Source organism: Streptomyces venezuelae, from assembly GCF_008642335.1.
In the GTDB taxonomy this organism is placed as follows: Bacteria; Actinomycetota; Actinomycetes; order Streptomycetales; family Streptomycetaceae; genus Streptomyces; species Streptomyces venezuelae_F.
In genome coordinates this window covers 7,056,184-7,078,595 of sequence record NZ_CP029191.1, presented here as the reverse complement: position 1 = coordinate 7,078,595, position 22,412 = coordinate 7,056,184, and the positions used below count along the sequence as shown (strand labels likewise).

Genomic DNA, 22,412 nt, shown 5'->3' with positions numbered 1-22,412 from the left:
GGGCCCTTTCAGGGCCGGCCCTTGACGGATTCGATCGAGTGGGCCGGCCCGGGGCCGACGGGGATTCGCCTCAGTGGTCGTCCTTCTCGTTCAGCGCCGGTACGTCCCAGTCGCGGGCCACGTCGGCGGTGTCGGCGCCGGGCTGTGCGGGGCCGCTGCGGACCCGGGTCGGGGTCGCGGAGAAGCGGGGGGCGGGGGCGGGCTGGGTGATGCCGCCGTGGTCGGTGAAGGTGCCGCGGGCCGCGAGGTGCGGGTGGGCCGGTGCCTCGCGCAGCGAGAGGACGGGGGCCACGCACGCGTCGGAGTCCTGGAAGACGGCCGTCCACTCGTCGCGCGTACGGCCCTTGAAGCGGGCGGCGACGGCTTCGCGCAGCTCGTCCCAGCGGGCCAGGTCCTTGCGGGCGGGCGCGGTGTCGGCGAGGCCGAGCAGAGCGGTGAACTCGTCGTAGAACTGCTGCTCCAAGGGGCCCACGGCCATGTGGCCGCCGTCCGCGGTCTCGTACGTGCCGTAGAACGGGCAGCCGCCGTCGAGGAGGTTGGCGCCGCGCCGGTCCTGCCAGCCGCCGGCCGCGAGCATGCCGTGGATCATCGTGGAGAGGTGGGCCGCGCCGTCGACGATGGCGGCGTCCACCACCTGTCCGGTGCCGTGTTCGCGCGCGTGGTGCAGCGCGGCGAGGATGCCGACGACGAGGTAGAGCGAGCCGCCCGCGTAGTCGCCCACGAGGTTCGCGGGGACGGCGGGCGGCTCGTCGGGGTTGCCGATCATGCCGAGGGTGCCGGTGATGGCGATGTACGCGATGTCGTGGCCCGCACGCTGGGCGAGCGGGCCTTCCTGGCCCCAGCCGGTCATGCGGCCGTAGACCAGCTTCGGATTGCGGGCATGACAGGCGTCGGGTCCCACGCCGAGGCGCTCGGCGACGCCCGGCCGGTAGCCCTCGATGAGGACGTCGGCGCGTTCGACCAGGTCGAGGACGCGGGCCGGGCCTCCGTCGGCCTTGAGGTCGATGACGACGGACCGCTTGTTGCGGTTGGTCACGTCGTACTCGGGGTTGATCGCGAGGCCGCCGCCGCCGGGACGGTCGACGCGCACGACGTCGGCGCCGAGATCGGCGAGCAGCATGGCCGCGAACGGGCCGGGCCCGATGCCCGCAAGCTCCACCACACGCACTCCGGCGAGCGGTCCGTGAACGCCCTTGCCCGGCATCGTCATTGAGCCCCCAGCACTGTGACACAACTGATGTAACACCAGTGATGCTAAGAACGTGTTCCACTGGGCACAAGCCCCTGGCGAGCAAGCGCTTAGACAATTCTGGCCACGCCGTCGCGACGCGCGCTAGCCTCGGCCATCGACAACTGCGCGGGGGCCCACGACGGAGAGGTGCCATGACCGGTCGAAAGAGCGACAACAGCAACGTCAGTGAGCGCGCGCACGACATCGTGCTCTTCGGAGCGACGGGTTTCGTGGGGATGCTCACCGCGGAGCATCTCGCGGCCCACGCCCCCGAAGAGGTGCGGTGGGCCATCGCGGGCCGCGACACCGGCAAGCTCGAAGCGCTGCGGAAGCGGCTCTCCGCGATCAACCCGAAGTGCGTCGAACTCCCGCTGGTCCGTGCCGACGTGTCGGATCCCGCGTCGCTGCGGGACATGGCCTCCCACGCGCGCGTGGTCGCCACCACCGTCGGTCCGTACCTGACGTACGGACAGGACCTGGTCGGGGCGTGCGCGGAGGCGGGCACGGACTACGTGGACCTGACGGGTGAGCCGGAGTTCGTCGACCTGATGTACGTGAAGCACGACGCCCGCGCGCGGGAGACCGGCGCGCGGCTCGTACACTCCTGCGGCTTCGACTCGGTCCCGCACGACCTGGGCGCGTACTTCACCGTGCGGCAGCTGCCTGAGGATGTGCCGTTGCGCGTGGACGGGTTCGTCCGGGTGGGCGCGCGGTTCTCCGGCGGCACCTTCGCCTCCGCGCTCAACCAGTTCGGGCGGGGCCCACAGATGGTCGCCGCCGCCAAGGACCGCCGACGGCACGAACCGCGTGCGGTGGGCCGCAAGGCGTACGCCCCGCCCGGCGCGCCCCGGTACGCGGGCGAGGTCGGCGCGTGGGCGCTGCCGCTGCCGACGATCGACCCGCAGGTGGTGCAGCGCTCGGCGCGCGCCCTGGACCGGTACGGGCCGGACTTCCGCTACCGGCACTACGCGGCCGTGAAGTCGCTGCCGGTCGCGCTGGGCGCCCCCGTGGCCCTCGGCGGGCTCCTGGCGGTCGCGCAGCTGCCGCCCGCGCGGCGGTGGCTGTCCGCGCGCCTGAAGCCCGGGGACGGGCCTGACGAGGCACGCCGTGCGTCGTCGTGGTTCTCGGTCCGGTTCGTCGGCGAGGGCGGCGGGAAGCGGGTGTTCACCGAGGTCTCGGGCGGCGACCCGGGGTACGACGAGACGGCGCGGATGCTGGGCGAGTCGGCGCTGTGCCTGGCCCTCGACTCCCTGCCGCCGACGGCGGGGCAGGTCACGACGGCCGTGGCGATGGGCGACGCGCTGATCGAGCGGCTGCGAGCGGTCGGGCTCACGTTCCGGGTCGTCGCGGAGCGCGAGGTGCAGCACTCCTAGGGATACGGTCCGCAAAATGCCCCGCACGCGCGCGTGCGGGGCATCTTCACGTGGTGCGGCGGTCCGGTGGTCAGGCCACCGGGGCCGGGTAGGTCGGGTACTCGACCCCGGAGACGTACTGGACGACCCGGATGACCTGGCACGAGTAGCCGAACTCGTTGTCGTACCAGAGGTAGAGGATCGCGTTGTCGCCGTCGACCTTGGTGGCACCGGCGTCGACGATCGACGCGTGGCGCGACCCGACGAAGTCCATCGACACGGCGTCCGGCGCCGTCGTGAAGTCGATCTGCCGCTTCAGCGGCGAGTGCAGCGACACCTCGCGCAGGTGGTCGAGGACCTCGTCGCGGGTGGTCTCGCGGCCCAGGCGCAGGCTGAGGATGGCGATCGAGACGTCCGGCACGGGCACGCGGATCGAGCTGCCGGTGATCGGGGCCTTGAGGTCGGGCAGCGCCTTCGCGACGGCGGAGGCGGCGCCGGTCTCGGTGATGACCATGTTGAGCGGCGCGGAGCGGCCCCGGCGGTCGGCCTTGTGGTAGTTGTCCAGAAGGTTCTGGTCGTTGGTGAACGAGTGGACGGTCTCCACGTGGCCGCGCAGCACGCCGTACTCGTCCGCCATCGCCTTGAGCGGCGGGACGATCGCGTTGGTGGTGCAGGAGGCGCAGGACAGGATCTGCTCGTCCGGCTTGATCGTGTCGTGGTTGACGCCGTGCACGATGTTCGGGACGTCGCCCTTGCCGGGGGCGGTCAGGACGACCTTGTCGATGCCCGGGCGCAGGTGCTTGGAGAGGCCCTCGCGGTCGCGCCACTTGCCGGTGTTGTCGACGAGGATGGCGTCCTTGATGCCGTACGCCGTGTAGTCGACCTCGGACGGGTCGTTGGCGTAGATCACCTTGATCGCGTTGCCGTTGGCGACGATCGTGCTGTTCGCCTCGTCGACGGTGATCGTGCCCTGGAACTGGCCGTGGATGGAGTCGCGGCGCAGCAGCGAGGCCCGCTTGACGAGGTCCTGGTCGCCGCCGCCGCGCACGACGATGGCGCGCAGCCGCAGCCCGTTGCCCGAACCGGCCTTCTCGATGAGGAGGCGGGCGACGAGGCGCCCGATGCGGCCGAAGCCGTACAGGACGACGTCGCGGCCCTCGCTGCGCTCGGCCTTGTTGGCGCCGATGGCACCGGCGACCGCCTCGGCGGTGAACTGCTCGACGGTCAGGCCGCGGTCGTCGGCCTTGTAGGCCTCCGCGAGCAGGGCCAGGTCGATCTGCGACGGGCCGAGGTCGAGCGTGGTGAGGGCCTGCAGGAACGGCAGCGTCTCGGTGACCGAGAGCTCCTCACCGGCTATCTGCCGGGCGAATCGGTGGGTCTTCAGGATGCTGACCACCGACTTGTTCACCAAGGAGCGGCTGTGCAGCAGGACCGTCACGTCCCGCTCGCGGTGCAGCTTCCCGATGATCGGGATCATCGACTCCGCGATCTCCTCGCGGTGCTTCCAATTGGTGAACGAGTCGTCATTGACAGTCACAGGAGTATCTTTCGAGCTAGGCGGCGCTCATATGCTAACCCGCTCGTCTTTCCGGCTTTCAACCGGCGTCTTTCCGGCTGTCACCCGGCCGCCTCGCGCAGCGCGGAGCGGCACAGCGCGTCCGCGCGGCGGGTGGATTCCGGCAGCCGGTAGCGGGGCGTGAGGTGCAGGGTGTGCGCGCAGGCCCGGTCCAGGGAGACCCGGTGTCCCGCCGAGACGAAGACCGGCTTCACGCCCTCGCGGGTGCGCAGCGCACGGCCGACCTCTTCCGCGCCGTCCAGCAGCGGCGACGCGCTCCCCCTTCCGGCGGCCGGGTCCTCGTACGCGAAGGCGAAGGGGTTCTTGGCGACGCCGATGGTCGGCAGCCCTGTCAGGACGCCGAGGTGGCTCGCCAGGCCGAAGCGGCGCGGATGGGCCACTCCGTAGCCGTCGCAGACGACGAGCCCGGGGTCCGACCACAGCTCGTCCAGCGCCGCCAGGACCGTCGGGATCTCGCGGAACGCGAGCAGGCCGGGCACATACGGAAACGCGACCTTGCCGACGGCCGTCGCCTCCTCGACCACGTCGAGCATCGCGGCGTCGAGGACGACCACGGCCGCGGCCACGATGTCCCGCTCGTCGTCGTACGCGACGTCCACGCCGGTCACATGGCCCGTGCCAGGCGGCGGGCCCGCCTCGTCGAGGACGACGCGGGTGCGCAGTGCGTCCTGGACGGCGCGTGCCGTCCGCTCGTCGGTGGGCCAGTCGGAGGGCATCGCGTAGCTGCTCATAGTGCCGGGAAGCCTAGTTGGCGCGAAAAAGGCCCTCCGCCCGGCCGAACGCGCCCGGCATTAAAGACGCGTAAAGATTGCCGGATTCAGGCAATGAACGGTGCCGGTCCGCCATGTCAGGATTCCCCCGTACCGAGGTGAACGGCGCGACGGGGGAAGTGATCCGATGACGGTGTTTCTTGGTCTCGGCATCGCGGGGATCGTGCTGCTGGTGCTCTCGCTCCTCCTCGACGGGGTCCTGGAAGGGCTCTTCGGAGGAGCGGGGGCACTGGACGGGCTCTTCGACGGGCTCCTGTCCCTGCCGGTCGTCGCGGGATTCGTCTCCATGCTCGGCTTCGGCGGAGCGCTCGTGCTCGGCACGACCGGCCTGGGCGCCGGTCCCGCCACCGTCGCGGGAGCCTGCGCCGGTACCGGGGCGGGCTGGGCGACGTGGAGGCTCACCCGCGCCCTGATGCGCGACCAGACCGCGCCCACGCCGCGCGGCGACGACCTCGTGGGCACCGCGGGATCCGTGGTCACGGCGATTCCGGCCGACGGCTACGGCGAGGTGCTGCTGCACCTCGCGGGCCAGCGCGTGAAGTACGCGGCCCGCAGCTCCGCCGCGGTGGCCCGGGGCACCGAGATCTGGGTCGACGCGGCGCTGTCGCCGACGTCGGTCGCGGTCCGGCCCGTCGAACGCTGACGCGGCCCCTGCTCCCGGCAGCCCGCCGTTCACCGCTCACCAACCTTCGCAACCGATCTGCCGTCCCCGGGTGGCAAGGGGGGAATGCACCATGAGTCCAGTCCTGATCTCGGTCGTGGGAGTCGTCGTACTCCTCGTCCTGCTGGCGCTCGTCGTCATCACGCGCTACAAGGTCGCGGGGCCGAGCGAGGCCTTCATCGTGACGGGCCGGCGCGGCAAGAAGTCCACGGATCCGGACACCGGCCGGGTCATGACCGACAACAGCGGCCAGAAGGTCGTGGTCGGCGGCGGCGTCTTCGTCGTGCCGTTCGTGCAGCAGAAGTTCACGCTCGACCTGTCCTCGCGGCACATCCCGATCGCCGTGCGCGGCGCGGTCACGCTGCGCGGCGTCAAGGCGAACCTCGAAGGGGTCGCCATCGTGAAGGTCGGCGGCACCGAGGACTCGATACGCGCCGCCGCGCAGCGCTTCCTCGTCCAGCAGGACGGCATCGTCGGCTTCACCCAGGAAGTGCTCTCCGGCGCGCTGCGCTCCATCGTGGGACGCATGTCGGTCGAGGACATCATCCGGGACCGTGCCGCGTTCGCCGGGCAGGTCGCCGAAGAGGCCGAGGCCAGCCTGTCCGGGCAGGGCCTGGTCCTGGACGCCTTCCAGATCCAGGACATCACCACCGAGGGCTCCTACCTGGAGGACCTGGGCCGACCGGAGGCCGCCCGCGCCAAGCAGGAGGCGGACATCGCCGAGGCCGTGGCGCGCCGCGCCGCCGAGCAGGCACGGCTGAAGGCGGAGGAGGAGATCGCCGTCGCGCAGCGGACCTTCTACCTCAAGCAGGCCGAGATCAAGGCCGAGACGGACGAGGCGGCGGCGCGCGCGAGCGCCGCGGGGCCGCTCGCCGAGGCCGCACGGCAGCAGGACGTGCTCACGGAGCAGGAGAAGGTCGCCAAGCGCCAGGCGGCGCTCACCGACAGCGAGTTGGACACCCAGGTCCGCAAGCCCGCCGACGCCGCGCGCTACCAGGCCGAGCAGGAGGCGGAGGCCCGCAGGATCGGCCTGGTCAAGCAGGCCGAGGCCGACGCGGAGCGGGCCCGCCTGACCGGTGAGGGCGAGAAGGCGCACCGTGCCGCGCTGGCCGACGCCGTACGCCTGGAGGGTGAGGCCGAGGCCGCGTCGATCGGCGCTCGGGGTGCCGCGGAGGCGGAGGCGATGCGCAAGAAGGCCGACGCGTTCGCGCAGTACGGCGACGCGGCCGTCCTGCAGATGCTCGTCGAGGTCCTGCCCAGCGTGGTCGGCAAGGCGTCCGAGCCGCTCGCCGCGGTGGACAAGATGACGGTGATCTCGACGGACGGGGCCGGGCAGCTGTCCCGTACGGTCGCCGACAACGTCGCCCAGGGCGTCGAGCTCCTCAACTCGACCACGGGGGTCGACCTCGCCGAGCTCCTCAAGAACATCACGGGCGGCAGGTCCGCGAGCCCCGCGGGTCCCGCGCGCCCGACTGCTTCGGCCAACGGAAAGATCGAAGTCACCGACTAGGCATACTTCGATCATGGACTGGACGGTGCGCTCCGCGAGTACGGCGGACATCGGGATACTCGTGGATCTCCGGGCCGTCGTCATGCGCCCTGATCTCGAACGGCTCGGCCGCTTCGATCCGCACCGGGTGCGGCAGCGGTTCCGGGACGCGTTCCGCGCGGAGCACACGTCCGTGGTCGAGAGCGGCGGCGCGGTCGCGGGGTGCGTCGCCCTGCGACCCGCCGCCGACGGGCAGTGGCTGGAGCACTTCTATCTGTCGCCCCGGGTCCAGGGGCGCGGCCTCGGCTCGGCGGTCCTCGGCGCGACGTCTTCATGGTCAGGGCCGCCCGGTGATCCGTGGTCCGGGGCGCCCGGTAGCCTCGCGATCATGTTCATCCTCGAATTGACCTACACCGCGCCGCTCTCCGCCGTCGACGCGCACCTGGAAGCGCACGTCGCCTGGCTCGACCAGCAGTACGAGGCGGGTGTCGTGCTCGCATCGGGCCGCAAGAACCCGCGTGACGGCGGCGTGCTCATCGCCGTCGCGCAGGACCGCGCGGAGATCGAGAAGATCGTCGCGGAGGACCCGTTCACCGTGGCCGAGGTGTGCACGTACCGGATCACCGAGTTCTACGCGACGAAGACGGCCCCGGCCCTGGCGACGTACCGCGAGCAGTTGCCCACGTAAGACCTCAGAGCCTGTCCCCGCGTAAGACCTCAGAGCCTGTCTTCGAGGCGGGCGATCCGCCCCTTCTCCCCCGCGGCCCAGCAGCCCCGGTCCTGCGTGCAGTCCACGGTGTCGTACGACCCGGAGTCGACCGTCCGCCAGCTCCGGCCGCCGTCCGTCGTGACGTCCGTGCCCGTCGGGCCGACCGCGAGCGCGGCGGAGCGGCTGTGCGGGAACCACGCGACGCCCGAGCGGTAGGCGGACGGGGGCTTGCCCGCCGGGTCCCAGCGGCGGCCGCCGTCCCGGGTGACGGCCGCCGCCTTCGGCGACGGCTGGTCTGCGCGGTAGTCGCCGCCGACCGCGATGCCGTGCGCACGGTCGCGGAAGGCGAGCCCGAAGACACCGCGGGCCGGGTCGCCCGCCGGGATCGGCGCGTCGGTGGCCTTCCAGGTCAGCCCACGGTCCGCGGAGTGCAGGACACGCGCGCGTGCCCCGCCGCCCGTGGCCAGCCACACGTCCCGTGGCCCGTTGCTCACCAGGCACTGGCCGCTCGCCGCGAAGCCCGCCTCGCCCTCCTGCGCCACGGGCATGCCCGCGTTCGGCAGGACCTTCCAGGACCGGCCCCCGTCGGCCGTGGACAGGATGCGGAACCTGCCGTCGACGGGATCGCTCATCGCCAGGCCATGGCGCCGGTCGAAGAAGGTCATGCAGTCGTAGAACGCCTTGGCGTCGGTGTTGCGGAACGACTCCGTCCAGGTGGCTCCGCCGTCCTCGGTGCGCAGCACTCGCGACGCCTCACCCTCGCCGATGGCCAGGACCACGGCGCGGCGCCCGTCGAACGCCTCGATGTCGCGGAACTCCAGACCGGCGGCGCCGGGCGGGGAGACTTCCCGCCACGTCTCGCCGCCGTCGGCGGTACGCAGCACCGTCCCCTTCGTACCGGCCACCCACGCCGTGTCCCGGCTGACGGCGGCGAGCCCCCGGAAGCGGGCGTCGGTGCCGCTGTCCTTGAGCTGCCAGCGCGGTTGCCGGTCCGGATGGTGCGCGCCGCCGTCCGCCCCCGCGGCCCCCGGCGCGCCGAGGACGGTTCCGGCGAGCATCGCGCCGCACAGTCCCGTCAGTACCATCCGCCTCGTCGACTTCGTCTTCCCCATGCCCCTCATGGCGGGCGAAGCTAGCCGACGCGCGGGGCCTCGTCCAGATGGCCTGAAGGTGTCCCCCATGAGGTGGTCGCCGGGAACCGCGGGCCCCGCCAGGGTGTCGCGGTGACAGAGGTCACTCGCTCCGAACCGCCCTCCGTGTGCACGCATCCGGTGTTTCCGTCGTCTATTCAAGTGCCGACCCCAGTCGTCCAGCAGTCAGTGAGGGAGCAGGCGTTGTCCACCGTCATCGAGCAAGCCGTAGAGGCCCGCCTGGTCGCCGCCGAGCCGCGGATGCCGACCATTCCCGCGACGCTCCACTACGACCGGCGGGATCCGTTCGCCGTGCGCATGAGCTTCCCCGCTCCCGCGACCCTGGAGGGCATCGAGGTCTACTGGACCTTCGCCCGCGAGCTGCTCGTCCACGGCGTGGAGCGTGCGGTGGGCGACGGCGACGTGCGCGTGCGTCCCTACGGGTTCGACCGCACGGTCGTGGAGTTCCACGCCCCCGAGGGCACCGCGATCGTCCACATCCGCACCGGCGACCTCCGGCGCTTCCTGCACCGCACGATGGCGCTGGTGCCGGCCGGACAGGAGAGCCGGCACGTGAATCTGGACCAGGACCTGGCCGAGCTGATGCGGGACGCCTGCTGAGAGGGATGAGAGGGGCAGGCAAGGTTCTCGCGCTCAGCCGCCGTCGCCCCCGCTCGACGAGCGCGCCGTCTCCGCGGCCGCGATCGCCGAGGCCAGCGCCTTGCGCAGGGCGCGCATCTGCTGGGTGACCTCCAGCGACGCGCCGCCGCCGCGGTCGGTGAGCTCGGCGATCCTGTCCCTGTAGCGCCTGCGGTCCCTGCCGGTGACGAACGGGCGTACCTTGCCGGTGGCCGCGCACATCACGAGGGCCGCCTCGCTCTCGGACACCTCCGTGACCGGCCGGGGGCCGCGCAGCACCGTGCCCGCGTCGGCCTGCAGCGCTTCCGCGTAGCCGGCGCGCTCCAGCTCCCAGTGCCGGACGGGAAAGAGGCCGAGGACGCGCCGTCGCTCCAGGCGCAGATAGCCGTGGGCGGTGAGCTGGTCGCGGACCTCGTTCAGGGTGTTACCGGAGCGGTGGGTCATCCACCCGCGCCACTTGCGCGGCCGGGACTCCTCGATGAGTTCGGCGAGCGCGTCGAGCACCGTGTCGCCCGTGCGCGCGCCGGTCACCGGGGTGACGATGCCGCCCGACTCGACGATCACTCCGCGCTGCGCGAGCTCCGCCAGCGCGCCGGCGCGGATGACGAGGTGCAGGTCGGGGCCGCCGGTGAACTTTCCCTTCTCCCCGTTCCACGACAGGAGCAGGAGTCTGGCCGGCAGGGACAGCGTGCCGTAGTGCACGGCGCCTCCTAGGTCCTGGGTCGGCGTCCACGGGGCCGGGTGCGGGCCCCCGATAAAACGTTGACACACCCCGGAGCCCGACCTACGGTGTACAGCGGTTCTGTTGCCGTCGATAGGAGAAGGACGTTGCTCGTCTGAGGTCATGAGACACCGCGTCACGCAGCTTTCGCTGCCGTGCACGCCGTGTGCGACCTCGGCATCACGAGCCGTCCCGTCCCCCGGCACAGGCCTTTTCTCGTTCTCCGGCCTTCCCTCGCCGCGGTGTCTCGAACGCGTTGCCCCTGACCGCGCTCCACACCACGCAACCGCGAGGCCTGTATGTCTACTCACCCCACCTCCATCAGCTGTACGTCGCTCTCCTTCGGCTGGCCCGACGGCACCGGCGTCTTCGACGGCCTCCAGGTCTACTTCGGACCCGGCAGGACCGGGCTCATCGGCGTCAACGGATCCGGTAAATCAACCCTGTTGAAGCTCGTCGCGGGTGAACTGACGCCCACCGAGGGCGCGGTGCGCGTCGCCGGGGACGTCGGATACCTGCCGCAGAACGTCACCCTCGACACCGGCCTGCGCGTCGACGAGGTGCTCGGCATCGCCGCGACCCGCGCCGCGCTGCACGCCATCGAGGCGGGTGACGTGCGCGAGGAGCACTTCACCGCGGTCGGCGACGACTGGGACGTGGAGGAGCGCGCCGTCGCCACCCTCGACCAGCTCGGGCTCGGCCACATCGGACTCGACCGCACCACCGGCGAGGTGTCCGGCGGCGAGTCGGTGCTGCTGCGCCTGGCGGCGCTGCTGCTGCGCCGCCCCGACGTACTGCTCCTCGACGAGCCGACCAACAACCTCGACCTGTACGCCCGTCGGCGCCTGTACGCGGCCGTCGAGGCATGGCCGGGCGTCCTGGTCGTCGTCAGCCACGACCGTGAACTCCTGGACCTGGTCGACCAGATCGCCGATCTCCGCGACGGGGAGGTGAGTTGGTACGGGGGCAACTTCAGCGCGTACGAGGAAGCCCTCGCCGTGGAGCAGGAGGCGGCCGAGCGCATGGTGCGCGTCGCCGAGACCGACCTGCGCAAGCAGAAGCGGGAACTGGCGGACGCCCAGGTCAAGTTGGCCCGCCGCAAGCGGTACGGCCAGAAGATGTGGGACCAGAAGCGCGAACCCAAGATCGTCATGGGTGCCCGCAAGCGCGCCGCGCAGGAGTCGGCGGGCAAGCACCGCATCATGCACGAGGAGCGGCTGGCCGAGGCGAAGGAGCGTCTGGACGACGCCGTCGAGGCGGTGCGGGACGACGACGCGATCCGCGTCGACCTGCCCCACACCCTGGTCCACCCGGGACGCACGGTGCTCACCCTGAGCAACCTCGAACTGTGCTACGGCGCCCGCGTGAAGGGCGAGTTCGAGCTGCGCGGCCCCGAGCGGATCGCGCTGATCGGCCGGAACGGCGCGGGCAAGACCACGCTGCTGCGCACCATCGCGCAACAGCTGGCACCGGTCTCCGGCGAGGCGCTGGCCCATGTGCCGATGCGCTTCCTGCCGCAGCGCCTCGACGTGCTCGACGGCGAGCTGACCGTCGCCGAGAACGTGGCGGCGTACGCTCCCGACGCGACCAACAACCGCATCAGGGCGCGCCTGGCCCGCTTCCTGTTCAAGGGAGCCAAGGCCGATCAGCGGGCGGCGACCCTGTCGGGCGGCGAGCGGTTCCGCGCGGCGCTGGCGGCGCTGCTGCTCGCGGAGCCCGCGCCGCAGCTGCTGATGCTCGACGAGCCGACGAACAACCTCGACATGGCGAGCGTGCAGCAGCTGTCGACGGCCCTGGAGTCGTACGAGGGCGCGCTGATCGTGGCCAGCCACGATCTGCCGTTCCTGGAGTCCATCGGCATCACGCGGTGGCTGCTCCTGGACGGAGAACTCAAGGAGATCACTCAGGAAAAGAAGACAGAAGCTGTCGGGTATTCGGCCTAGCGTCGGATGCATGGACCAGAAGCACGAGGACACGCACCGAGAGACCCAGCTGGACACGCACCGTTACATCACCGTCGACGGAGCCCGTGAGAACAACCTCAAGGAGGTGAGCCTGCGCATTCCCAAGGGCAGGCTCACCGTCTTCACGGGGGTATCCGGGTCGGGGAAGTCGTCGGTCGTCTTCGACACGATCGCGGTGGAGTCGCAGCGGCAGCTGAACGAGACGTTCACCTGGTTCGTCCGCAACCGGCTGCCGAAGTACGAGCGGCCGCACGCGGACGCCATCGAGGAGCTCTCCCCCGCGATCGTCGTCGACCAGAAGCCGGTGGGCGGCCACTCCCGCTCCACCGTCGGCACGATGACGGACATCTACTCCGTGATCCGCGTGCTGTTCTCCCGGCACGGCACACCGAGCGCGGGTCCGGCGACGGCGTACTCGTTCAACGACCCGTCGGGCATTTGCACCGAGTGCGACGGGCTGGGGCGCACGGTTCGGCCCGACTACGACCGCATCCTCGACCCCACCAAATCCCTGGCGGACGGCGCGATCCTCTTCCCGCCGTTCGCCGCGGGCACCTGGCAGGGCCAGACGTACACGAACACACCCGACCTGGACACGCACAAGCCGGTCGGCGAATTCAGCGCGGCGGAACGGCGGTTCCTGCTGCGGGGCGGTGGCGACGGCGGACGCGCGCGGAAGAAGGTGAACGTCAACAACACGGGCGGCGCGCGGGACATCGACTACGAGGGGCTCGCCGACCGCTTCGAGCGGCTCTACCTCAACCGCGACCTGTCCACGCTCTCCCAGCGGACGCGCGACATGGTGCAGGACTTCCTGCACGAGGGGTCCTGCCCCGCCTGTCACGGCGCCCGCCTCAACCCGGCGGCGCTGGCCACCCGCGTCAACGGTCTGGGCATCGCCGACTGCACCCGGATGGAAGTCACCGACCTGATCGCCGAGCTGGGGCGCGTCGACGACCCGGTGGCCGGGCCGATCGCGGCGGCCGCGGTGGCGGCACTGGAACGGATCGAGGCGATCGGCCTCGGCTATCTCAGCCTGGACCGCGAGACGTCCACGCTCTCCGGGGGCGAGGGCCAGCGCCTGAAGATGGTGCGCCATCTCGGATCCAGCCTCACCGGGATGACGTACATCTTCGACGAGCCGAGCGTCGGGCTGCACCCGCGCGACGTGGGGCGCCTGGGCGACCTCCTGCTCCGGCTGCGCGACAAGGGCAACACCGTCCTGGTCGTCGAGCACGACCCCGACGTGATCGCGATCGCCGACCACGTCGTCGACATGGGCCCGGCGGCCGGCACCGAGGGCGGCCTGGTCGTCTTCGAGGGCACTCCGGCGGAGCTGCGCCGGGCGGACACCCTCACCGGCCGCCACCTGCGGCGCGCCACCGGCATCAAGGAGCGCCCGCGCGAGCCCGTCGGCGGCCACTGGATCAAGGGCGCCGACCTGCACAACCTCAAGAACGTGAGCGTACGGGTGCCCACCGGGGTCCTCACGGCGGTCACCGGCGTCGCGGGCTCCGGCAAGAGCACCCTGGTGTCGAAGGTGTACACCGACGCGTACCCGGACGCCGTCGTCGTGGACCAGTCGTCCATCGGCATCTCGGGCCGCTCCACCCCGGCGACGTACCTGGGGATCATGGACACGGTGCGCAAGCTGTTCGCGCGCGAGACCGGCGCGAAGGCGAGTCTGTTCAGCTTCAACACGCATGGCGCGTGCGAGCGTTGCCAGGGGCGCGGGGTCATCTACAGCGACCTGGCGTTCATGGATCCGGTGACCACGACGTGCGAGGCGTGCGAGGGGCGCCGTTTCAAGGAGGAGGTGCTGCGGCTCACGGTCGGCGGCCGGTCCGTCGTGGACGTACTGGAGATGACCGCCGAGCAGGCCCTGGACTTCTTCGCCCACCTCGACGACACGTCGGTGGGCCCCCGGCTGCGGGCGCTGCGGGACGTGGGCCTCACCTACCTCACGCTCGGACAGCCGCTGAGCACCCTCTCCGGCGGCGAGCGCCAACGCATCAAGCTGGCGACCCAGTTGCACCGCACGGGCACGACGTACGTCCTGGACGAGCCGACCACCGGGCTGCACATGGCGGACATCGACGGACTGCTCGCCCTGCTCGACCGGCTCGTCGACGCGGGCAACACGGTGATCGTGGTCGAGCACAACCTCGACGTCGTCAAGCACGCGGACTGGGTGATCGACCTCGGCCCCGACGGCGGCAAGCACGGCGGGCGGATCGTCTTCGAGGGCACACCGGCGCAACTGCTCGAAGCCGAGGGCTCGTTCACGGCGGATCACTTGCGAGGCGCCCTGGGCGGGGGCGGGCGGCGCGCTGCATGATGTTGCGGCCACCCGTCCCGCCCGCGTGAGGAGAGCCGTCCGTGCCCAGCAAGAAGGCCCTGATCCGCCGCCCGAGCCCGCGCCTCGCGGAGGGCCTGGTCACCCACCTGCAACGCACCCCGGTCGACGTGGGCCTCGCCATGCGGCAGTGGGAGGCGTACGTGGCGGCGCTGGACGCCCACGGCTGGGAGACCTTCGAGGTGGAGCCGGCGGACGCGTGCCCCGACTCGGTCTTCGTGGAGGACGCGGTCGTCGTCTTCCGGAACGTAGCCTTGATAGCCCGGTCCGGCGCCCGCTCACGGCGGGGCGAGGCGACCGGCGTCGAGGAGGCGGTGGGCCGGCTCGGATGCTCGGTCAACTGGGTGTGGGAGCCGGGCACGCTGGAGGGCGGCGACGTGCTCAAGATCGGCGACACCCTGTACGTCGGGCGGGGCGGCAGGACCGACGCCGAGGGGGTGCGGCAGCTGCGGGCCGTCTTCGAACCGCTCGGGGCGCGGGTCGTCTCCGTGCCCGTGGCCAAGGTCCTGCATCTCAAGTCCGCCGTGACGGCGCTGCCCGACGGGACGGTCATCGGGTACGAGCCGCTCGTCGACAGCCCCTCCCTCTTCCCCCGCCTCCTGCCCGTACCGGAGGAGGCGGGCGCGCACGTGGTGCTGCTCGGCGGCTCGAGACTGCTCATGGCGGCGAGCGCGCCCCGCACCGCGGACCTCTTCGCCGATCTCGGATTCGACCCGGTTCCGGTGGACATCAGCGAGTTCGAGAAGCTCGAAGGATGTGTGACGTGCCTCTCGGTCCGGCTCCGTGAACTGTACGCCTGACCAGCACTGAGGCCGCAGAGGCAGTCGATACGGGTGGGGGCCGGGCTCACAGCCTCTTTACGGAGGGTTTAACCTACGGCAACGTAACCTACGACACCGTAGGTAGTGCACCGCTCGCACTGCCCGTGCAACTCTCTGTACTCCCGTCCCCCTGGAGCCCCCGTGACGATCACCTCTCCCCACCTCGGCAGCGCGGACAGCTGGACCGACGCCCGGCTGCTCTACGCGCTGGAGGAAGTGGTCGAGCAGGAACTCAATCGCCACCTCAAGGTGGCCAAGGACTGGATGCCCCACGAGTACGTCCCGTTCTCGGACGCCCGGAACTTCCCCGGCTTCTTCGAGGACGGCGAGGCGTGGGAGAAGGGCCAGTCCCCGGTCACCGACATCGGCCGCATCGCGCTGGTGGTCAACCTGCTCACCGAGGACAACCTCCCCAGCTACCACCACGAGATCGCCTCCCTCTTCGGCCGCGACGGCGCCTGGGGCACCTGGGTGCACCGCTGGACCGCCGAGGAGGGCCGGCACGGCATCGTGATGCGCGACTACCTCCTCGCCTCGCGCGCCGTCGACCCGGACCAGCTGGAGCAGTTCCGGATGGCGCACATGAGCGAGGGCTTCGAGTCGGACAACCGCCACTCGATGCTGCACTCGGTCGCGTACGTCGCCTTCCAGGAGCTCGCGACGCGCATCTCGCACCGCAACACCGGTCACCAGTCGGGCGACCCGGTCTGCGACCGCATGCTGGCGCGCATCGCCACGGACGAGAACCTGCACATGGTCTTCTACCGCAACCTCCTGAAGGCCGCGTTCGAGCTCGCGCCGGACCTCACGATGCAGGCCGTGCGCGACGTGGTCGTCAACTTCCGCATGCCCGGCCACGGCATGCCGGGCTTCGAGCGCGCCGCCGCGCAGATGGCCATCGGCGAGGTCTACAACATGCGCATCCACCACGACGACGTGCTGCAGCCCGTGCTGCGCTTCCTGAGGGTCCTGGAGATCGACGAACTCGGCCCCGACGGCCTCAAGGCGCAGGAGGAGCTGGGCTTCTTCATGAGCGGGCTCGACGCGGAGGCGTCGAAGTTCGACGAGAGGCTGGCCGCGCGCAAGGCGCGGATGGCGGCGCGGGGCGCCTGACTCCGGGCACCCGCGCTCTCGACGAGGTCACGGAGCTGGGCGCGTGCCGTGATTCCCAGTCGGGAAAGCTGCGGTAGAGGTGGGAGCCGACCGTGCGCGGGGAGAGGAAGAGCCGCTCCCCGATCTCCCGGTCGGTCAGCCCGCGCGCCGCGAGCCGGACGATCTGCCGCTGCTGCGCTTATCAGCGCGCGCAGGCGGGGTGAGGCGTTCTCCCCCAGTGTCCGGGCGGCGCGCTCGACGACCGCTCCGGCCTCTTCGCGCCGACCGCTGCGGGCAGCGACGGCGGCGACATCCGCGAGGACCGGGTAGGAGGCGTGGTAGTGCACGGGCGTGCCGTCCGAGCCCCTCCGGCAGCGTTCCCTGCGCCGCCCAGCGGTCGAGGGCCTCGTCGAAAGTCCCCTTGCCCGCTCCACGGTCACACCGCGCTGTCGCATCGATTTACGACCGTCCCCCTCGGTGCAACGGTGGGTCAGGGGGTGAACCCATGGCGCAGATGGCGCAGACCCACGAGTGGATGTTCTACGAGGTCATGTGGCGCAGCTGGGCGGGCCGGGCGCACGTGCCCTGTCCCGTGCCGTGGTGGGCGCAGCAGGCCTTCCGGCGCTGGAGCGACGACTTCGACTCGGGAACGTACGAGACGAAGGAAGCCGCCCTGGCCTCCAATGCCCTGTACCGCTACTGGCACATGGTGGGCGTGAAGGACCACCGTCAGGAGTCATTGATCGGTCAGGCCGGTGAGATCGAGCCGGTCTACGACAAGTACTGCTTGTTCTTCTTCCTCTACGACCCGGCGACGGGCGCCCTGCACCTGCCGCAGCTGCCCGGCGACGGCACGGTGTCCCAGCGCATGGAGGCACCGCACCTGCCGGTCGTCCTCACGGACTTCCGCGCCCCGGACGGCGTCGCGTTCGTGCAGCGCACCTTCGCGACGACCGTCGGCGCACGGCAGCGCGACCTCGTGGTGACCCGCGTGACGGTGGGCACCGCGACCGGCCAGCCGCGCGAGGGCTGGCTGTGCGCGGCGGTGATGCCCGCGGGCCCGAGCGGCTTCCAGCGGCACGACCGCAACGGCAGGCAGATCACCGACCGGCGGCTGACGTTCCTGCGGCACCTGCCGGCGGAGAACCGGGTGGAGACGAACAGCGGCTGGGGCCCGGTGTTCGACACCGTGCCCGAGCAGTACGGCGTGTACGGCAACCCGGACTTCAGCTACGACCCGGCCTCCTATCTGGCGCACAGCCCGTTCCACGACCTGGTCAACGGCGGCAAGCTGAACGGCGCCGGGCAGGCACAGGACCAGGTGGCGGGGTTGTGCAGCGCGGCATTCGCGTGGCCGTTCCGGGTCGTCGACGACGAGATGTTCGAGCTGGACGTACGGCTGCCCGTCGATCTGTACAGTGGGGCAGCCGATCTCGCGGAGATCAGGTCCGTACCGGCCGGTGAGCTGGAGGAGGCCAACCGGGCGTTCTGGACGACGAAGCTCCTCGGACAGGGCCTGCAGCCCGAGCTCCCGCGGCCCGTCGCGCACTTGACCGACCTGTTCCGCCAGTCGCGGTCGCAGCTGCTGATCCTCTCCGACCACGGGGAGATCCACCCCGGCCCCACGGTGTACGACTCGTTCTGGATCCGCGACTCGTCCGTCGAGGCCACGGCCTGCTCGCTGGTGGGCGACGGCGCGCTCGCCGAGCACCAGCTGGGCACGCACTACCCGTTGAAGTTCAACCGCGGCACGGGCCGGATCGGACCGTGCGCCGAGTACGGCTTCTACGGCGGTCCGCACGAGCGGGACGACCGCGAGTGGGACAGCAACGGGCAGGCTCTCTGGGCGATCGGCCGCTACGACCGCACGAAGGGCCGCGCCGCCGCGTTCGGCGCGAAGCTCTACACGCCGTACGTGATCGACGGTGCCCGCTGGCTGCGGGACAACCGCGACCAGTACGGGCTGCTGCACAGCGGCTGGAGCGCCGAGCACCTCGGCGAGCGCGACAAACCGCACTACTGGGACGACCTGTGGGCGCTCGCCGGACTGTACGAGGCGGCGCGGCTCGCGGAGCGCATCGGCTCTCCGGACGTGCCCGAACTGTGGGCGGCCTTCGACGACGTGAAGCGTGCCACGGCGGCCTCGGTGCGCTGGGTCCTCGCTGAGCAGCGCAGGCGCGGCGCCTGGGAGACGTACATCCCCACCGGCCCCGGCGACGTCGGCAGGCTCGACTCGACGATGATCGGCACCGCGGCGTTCTTCCACCCGCTGCGGCTGCACATGGGCAGCAAGCTCGGCACCGACATCGACGCGGCGGCGCGCTTCACGCTCGACACCATGTACGCCCACTTCGTGCGGGGCGGCTACCGGCACGAGTCCGCGTGGAACGCCTACGGCCCCTACCTCACCACGCAGTTGGCGCACGCCTATCTGCTCGCGGGCGATCCGGCGCGGATGGACGCGCTGCTCGGCTGGATCGTCGGGGCCGCGTTCCCGCGGACCGAGGAGCGGGCGGTGGCGCTCGGCGCCTGGAACGAGCAGCACGCCTTCACGATCGCGTCGGACTTCCACGAAGTGCCCGCCCGGCACTGGTACATGGGCGACATCCCGCACGGCTGGGCCGCCGCGGAGTATCTGCTCCTGCTCCGCGACATCCTGCTGTTCGAGGCGGACGAGGACCGCGATCCGCACATGTACATCGCGCCGGGTGTCCGTCCGCACTGGGTGCCGGACGGCGAGACGGTGGCCGTCGAATCCGCTCCGACGCTGTTCGGGGAGCCCTTCGGCTACCGGCTCACGCACGACGCGGGCCGCAGGACGGTGACGGTGGAGGTGACCGAGGCTCCGGCGCGGGTGCGGTACGTCTATCCGTGCCGGTTCGGACCGGTGCGGTCGGTGTCGGCGGACGGTCGGCAGCTGCCCGTCTCCGGTGACGACGTGCAGGTCCCCGCGGGGACGCGGCGGTTCGTGGTGACGTACACCTGATACGCCTGACGCGCCTGGCACGGCCGAGAACCCGCGGGACCCATGATCGGCAAGGGTCCGCGGGTTCGAGGCATCGGCGTACCGGCCGTGTCGGTGTGTCTGCGTATCGGCGAATCGGTTTCGGTGATTCAGGCGCGGGTTTCGCGTCTGAGGGCATACCGCTCCTTCTCGGAGAGGCCGCCCCAGACGCCGAACCGCTCGTCGTTGTTCAGTGCGTACTCCAGGCAGGCCGTGCGCATCTCGCACATCTGGCAGATGTCCTTCGCCTCGCGCACCGAGCTACCGGGCTCGGGGAAGAAGAACTCGGCTCCGGTCTGGGCGCACAGAGCCTGCTCCTGCCAGGCGAGTTCGGGCTCGGCTGTCATCTCGATCTGCATGGAACCCATGCTGTCCGACCGCGCGAAACAACCGATCAACGAACGATCAACGAACGTCTATCCGGCCTCAAGGCGGCTGTGCCCGTCGGGCGCCCCGCTGAGGGCTGCCCAGCCGCGGGCACCGCGAAACGCCCGTCGGCACCCGGCTCTGACCACGCGGTCCGGGCACCGAAGGCTGCGCCGCTACGCCCCCGACCCTCCGCCGGCCCTACTGCCCCTGCTCCCCGGGCGGCGACGGCTGCAGCACCGCGAACTTCGCACCCGCCGGGTCCGCGAGCTTCGCGAAGCGCCCCACGCCCTCCATCGACAGGGGCTCCATGCGCACCTCACCACCGGCCTCCCTGGCCTTGGCGGCCGCGGCGTCGCAGTCGTCCACCTGGAAGTACGGCAGCCAGTACGCCCCGGTCTCGGAGGGGTCGCTCGCCAGCGGCACGATGCCGCCGAACATGTCGTCCGCCGAGCCGTCCGCCGGGTGCACCATCGTGTACGACCCGCCGGGGAAGGCCGCCTCGGTCGTCTGCCAGCCGAACACGGCGCCGTAGAACGCGGTGGCCGCGGCGACGTCCGGGGTGTACAGCTCGGTCCAGATCAGACCGCCCGGTTCGTTCAGAACATCGAGTCCCTTGAGCTCGCCCTGCTGCCACACGGAGAACGGCACGCCCCCGGCGTCGACGAGCCCCGCCATGCGGCCGAGGTCGAGGATGTCCACGGCCTCGAAGAGGGTGCTGCCACCTGCCTGTTCGACCGCTTTCACCGTGGCGTCCACCTCCGGTGTGCGGAAGTAGAGCGTCCAGGCCGGCGCGGCCTCGTCGCCCGATATGGCCATCGCGCCCGCGGCGGTGCGGCCCGAGAGCTGGTACTGGCTGTAGCCGCCGACGTCCGCGGCGCCCTGCTGGAGCTCCCAGCCGAACAGCTCGCGGTAGAACCCGCTGACGCTGCCGAGGTCAGGAGCGCACATGTCCACCCAGACGGGTGCACCTGTCACGAAACGGTTATTGAGCATGATCGACTCCTTTGTCGGATCTCTCTTCCGCACTCAGAAGTCTGGCACTCGCCACTGACAATCGGGCTGCCCGCGCCCCCAGACGCCCCTCACTACGTCATTTGATGAAGGAAAAACATTTGTGAGAGCGCTCTCAGTCACAACTCTTGACGCCGTACCCGCCCGCCGAGACAGTGGTGCTCCCGTGGTGCCCCCACACACCACAACCCCCCACGCAACCGTGCAGGAGACCTTCCGTGATATCGCGTCGAACGTTCCTGACCACCGCAGCCGGCGCCGCCGGCGCCCTCACCTACCCCGTCTGGGGCAGCGCCCTGAGCCCCGGCGCGCAAGCAGGCCAGGCGGGCCGGACGGGCGGCGGGGCCGCGCCCGCCACCTGCGAGCTGGCCCTCGCGAACAAGTCGCTCCCCGGCCAGGTGCGCGCCTACGTCACAGGGCACGAGCAGGGCACCGGCCGCTGGGTGCTCCTCAAGCCGGACGGCGGCGTCTACCGACCCGAGTCGCCCTCGGCCCCGCAGACGCCGCTCCTGGTCGACTGCGCCATCCCACTCGGCGCCGCGGGTTCCGCCCCGAAGATACTGACCCTGCCCCAGATGTTCGGCGCCCGCGTCTACTTCGTGCGCGACGACAAGCTGGACTTCTTCCTCAACCCGGGCCCCGCCCTGGTCGAGCCCGCCTTCGCGACCCGCGCGGACCCCAACTACGGCCGTACGTGGTCGTTCTGCGAGTTCACCTTCAACCCGCAGCAGCTGTACGCCAACATCAGCTACGTCGACCTGGTGACCGCGCTGCCCATCGGCCTGACCCTGGAGGGCGACGGCAGGCACACCGTCGCCCCGCTGCCCGGCGGTGCCGTCGACAAGATCGCGGCGGATCTGACGGCGCAGGCGCGGAAGGATGGTCAGCCCTGGGACAAGCTGGTCATCCGCGGTGACAATGGCGGCGTCCTGCGCGTCATCTCGCCGCAGAACCTCATGGCACCGTACTTCGACCGCCCGGACCAGATGCCGTTCCGCGACGTGTGGAACAGCTACATCGACAAGGTGTGGGACAAATACCGCGGCACGGACCTCAGGATCGACCTCCAGGGCGGGCGCGGCGTGTTCACCGGGCGGGTCAACGGCAATGTCCTGACGTTCAACGGCGGCCACTCCTTCCCCAAGCCGACCTCGAAGGACATCTTCACCTGCAACCACGGCCCGTTCGCCAACAACCCGAACGACCCCGACGACAAGAAGGCCCTGCTGGCCCGGCTCGCGGCGGGCTTCAACCGCAGCATCATGCTCACCCACCCCTCGCAGCCGAACGGCACGAGCACGGCGGACTACTACCGGGACCCGGTGACCAATCACTGGTCACGCGTGGTACACGCCAACTCCCCCATCGGGTACGCGTTCCCGTACGACGACGTACGTCCCGACGGGCAGCCGGACGTGTCGGGCGCGGCGCACGACGGCAATCCGCGCCGGTTCACGGTGAGCGTGGGTTCGTAGCGCTCACGCACCCTTCGCAACCCCTCTCTCAGGAGCCCGTTA

At 71.0% G+C, this 22,412-nt stretch carries 18 protein-coding genes and 2 pseudogenes; 12 read left to right on the top strand and 8 right to left on the bottom strand.

The annotated features are described in order from the left end of the window. Window positions 1–70: 70 nt before the first annotated feature. Complete coding sequence (locus DEJ49_RS31660) at window positions 71–1,204, bottom strand: CaiB/BaiF CoA transferase family protein (RefSeq protein ID WP_150188605.1); 1,134 nt, start codon at window positions 1,202–1,204, stop codon at window positions 71–73. A gap of 179 nt (window positions 1,205–1,383) precedes the next feature. On the opposite strand from DEJ49_RS31660, the gene DEJ49_RS31655 reads away from it, so the two are divergent. Continuing rightward, a complete protein-coding gene (locus DEJ49_RS31655) occupies window positions 1,384–2,604 on the top strand; it encodes a saccharopine dehydrogenase family protein (protein ID WP_150187280.1) in 1,221 nt (406 codons plus the stop codon). Window positions 2,605–2,674: 70 nt separating this feature from the next. On the opposite strand, the gene DEJ49_RS31650 is transcribed toward DEJ49_RS31655, so the two are convergent. Both DEJ49_RS31650 and DEJ49_RS31645 read right to left on the bottom strand, forming a co-directional pair. Further along, a complete protein-coding gene (locus DEJ49_RS31650) occupies window positions 2,675–4,120 on the bottom strand; it encodes a glyceraldehyde-3-phosphate dehydrogenase (RefSeq protein ID WP_150187279.1) in 1,446 nt (481 codons plus the stop codon). 80 nt (window positions 4,121–4,200) lie between these two features. Next, window positions 4,201–4,890, bottom strand: a complete 690-nt coding sequence (locus DEJ49_RS31645; RefSeq protein WP_150187278.1) for an endonuclease V — start codon at window positions 4,888–4,890, stop codon at window positions 4,201–4,203. A 166-nt stretch (window positions 4,891–5,056) separates the two neighbouring features. Between DEJ49_RS31645 and DEJ49_RS31640 the strand changes: the two genes are divergently transcribed. From DEJ49_RS31640 to DEJ49_RS31625, 4 genes and pseudogenes are all read left to right on the top strand, one after another. Continuing rightward, window positions 5,057–5,572, top strand: a complete 516-nt coding sequence (locus DEJ49_RS31640) for a hypothetical protein (RefSeq protein ID WP_150187277.1) — start codon at window positions 5,057–5,059, stop codon at window positions 5,570–5,572. A 91-nt stretch (window positions 5,573–5,663) separates the two neighbouring features. Then, complete coding sequence (locus DEJ49_RS31635; protein WP_150187276.1) at window positions 5,664–7,100, top strand: flotillin family protein; 1,437 nt, start codon at window positions 5,664–5,666, stop codon at window positions 7,098–7,100. A gap of 13 nt (window positions 7,101–7,113) precedes the next feature. Then, window positions 7,114–7,398, top strand: a pseudogene (locus DEJ49_RS36595) (N-acetyltransferase family protein); the annotation flags it as partial. Between the two features lie 69 nt (window positions 7,399–7,467). Continuing rightward, on the top strand, window positions 7,468–7,767 hold the full coding sequence (locus tag DEJ49_RS31625; protein WP_150188604.1) for a YciI family protein: 300 nt from the start codon (window positions 7,468–7,470) through the stop codon (window positions 7,765–7,767). Window positions 7,768–7,796: 29 nt separating this feature from the next. Here DEJ49_RS31625 and DEJ49_RS31620 read toward each other — a convergent pair whose 3' ends face one another. Further along, window positions 7,797–8,900 (bottom strand): WD40/YVTN/BNR-like repeat-containing protein, encoded by a 1,104-nt coding sequence (locus tag DEJ49_RS31620; RefSeq protein ID WP_411757214.1) that lies wholly within the window; start codon window positions 8,898–8,900, stop codon window positions 7,797–7,799. A gap of 222 nt (window positions 8,901–9,122) precedes the next feature. Between DEJ49_RS31620 and DEJ49_RS31615 the strand changes: the two genes are divergently transcribed. After that, window positions 9,123–9,539: an SsgA family sporulation/cell division regulator gene (locus tag DEJ49_RS31615; protein ID WP_150187274.1), complete on the top strand. Its 417-nt coding sequence runs from the start codon at window positions 9,123–9,125 to the stop codon at window positions 9,537–9,539. 33 nt (window positions 9,540–9,572) lie between these two features. Here the strand turns inward: DEJ49_RS31615 and DEJ49_RS31610 are convergent, their stop codons facing one another. Further along, entirely contained in the window at window positions 9,573–10,259 is a 687-nt protein-coding gene (locus tag DEJ49_RS31610; protein ID WP_190329505.1) for a GOLPH3/VPS74 family protein, read from the bottom strand. 318 nt (window positions 10,260–10,577) lie between these two features. Between DEJ49_RS31610 and DEJ49_RS31605 the strand changes: the two genes are divergently transcribed. The 4 genes from DEJ49_RS31605 to DEJ49_RS31590 all read left to right on the top strand — a co-directional run bounded on the left by DEJ49_RS31605 (window position 10,578) and on the right by DEJ49_RS31590 (window position 16,532). Beyond that, entirely contained in the window at window positions 10,578–12,221 is a 1,644-nt protein-coding gene (locus DEJ49_RS31605) for an ABC-F family ATP-binding cassette domain-containing protein (protein ID WP_150187272.1), read from the top strand. A gap of 10 nt (window positions 12,222–12,231) precedes the next feature. After that, window positions 12,232–14,580, top strand: a complete 2,349-nt coding sequence (locus DEJ49_RS31600; protein ID WP_150187271.1) for an ATP-binding cassette domain-containing protein — start codon at window positions 12,232–12,234, stop codon at window positions 14,578–14,580. Window positions 14,581–14,621: 41 nt separating this feature from the next. Beyond that, complete coding sequence (gene ddaH, locus DEJ49_RS31595) at window positions 14,622–15,398, top strand: dimethylargininase (RefSeq protein WP_150187270.1); 777 nt, start codon at window positions 14,622–14,624, stop codon at window positions 15,396–15,398. Window positions 15,399–15,560: 162 nt separating this feature from the next. Further along, window positions 15,561–16,532, top strand: coding sequence for an acyl-ACP desaturase (locus DEJ49_RS31590; protein WP_150187269.1), 972 nt, complete (start codon window positions 15,561–15,563; stop codon window positions 16,530–16,532). 17 nt (window positions 16,533–16,549) lie between these two features. On the opposite strand, the pseudogene DEJ49_RS31585 reads toward DEJ49_RS31590, so the two are convergent. Next, window positions 16,550–16,873 (bottom strand): annotated as a pseudogene (locus DEJ49_RS31585) (response regulator transcription factor); the annotation flags it as partial. Between the two features lie 143 nt (window positions 16,874–17,016). Between DEJ49_RS31585 and DEJ49_RS31580 the strand changes: the two are divergent. Beyond that, the gene (locus tag DEJ49_RS31580; protein ID WP_150187268.1) at window positions 17,017–19,497 is read left to right on the top strand and encodes a hypothetical protein; all 2,481 of its coding nucleotides are present in this window, start codon (window positions 17,017–17,019) and stop codon (window positions 19,495–19,497) included. Between the two features lie 128 nt (window positions 19,498–19,625). Here DEJ49_RS31580 and DEJ49_RS31575 read toward each other — a convergent pair whose 3' ends face one another. Beyond that, window positions 19,626–19,874: a WhiB family transcriptional regulator gene (locus DEJ49_RS31575; RefSeq protein WP_150187267.1), complete on the bottom strand. Its 249-nt coding sequence runs from the start codon at window positions 19,872–19,874 to the stop codon at window positions 19,626–19,628. A gap of 208 nt (window positions 19,875–20,082) precedes the next feature. Further along, window positions 20,083–20,877: a VOC family protein gene (locus DEJ49_RS31570; RefSeq protein WP_150187266.1), complete on the bottom strand. Its 795-nt coding sequence runs from the start codon at window positions 20,875–20,877 to the stop codon at window positions 20,083–20,085. Window positions 20,878–21,113: 236 nt separating this feature from the next. On the opposite strand from DEJ49_RS31570, the gene DEJ49_RS31565 reads away from it, so the two are divergent. Continuing rightward, a complete protein-coding gene (locus DEJ49_RS31565) occupies window positions 21,114–22,370 on the top strand; it encodes a glycoside hydrolase family 64 protein (protein ID WP_150187265.1) in 1,257 nt (418 codons plus the stop codon). Window positions 22,371–22,412: the final 42 nt, after the last annotated feature.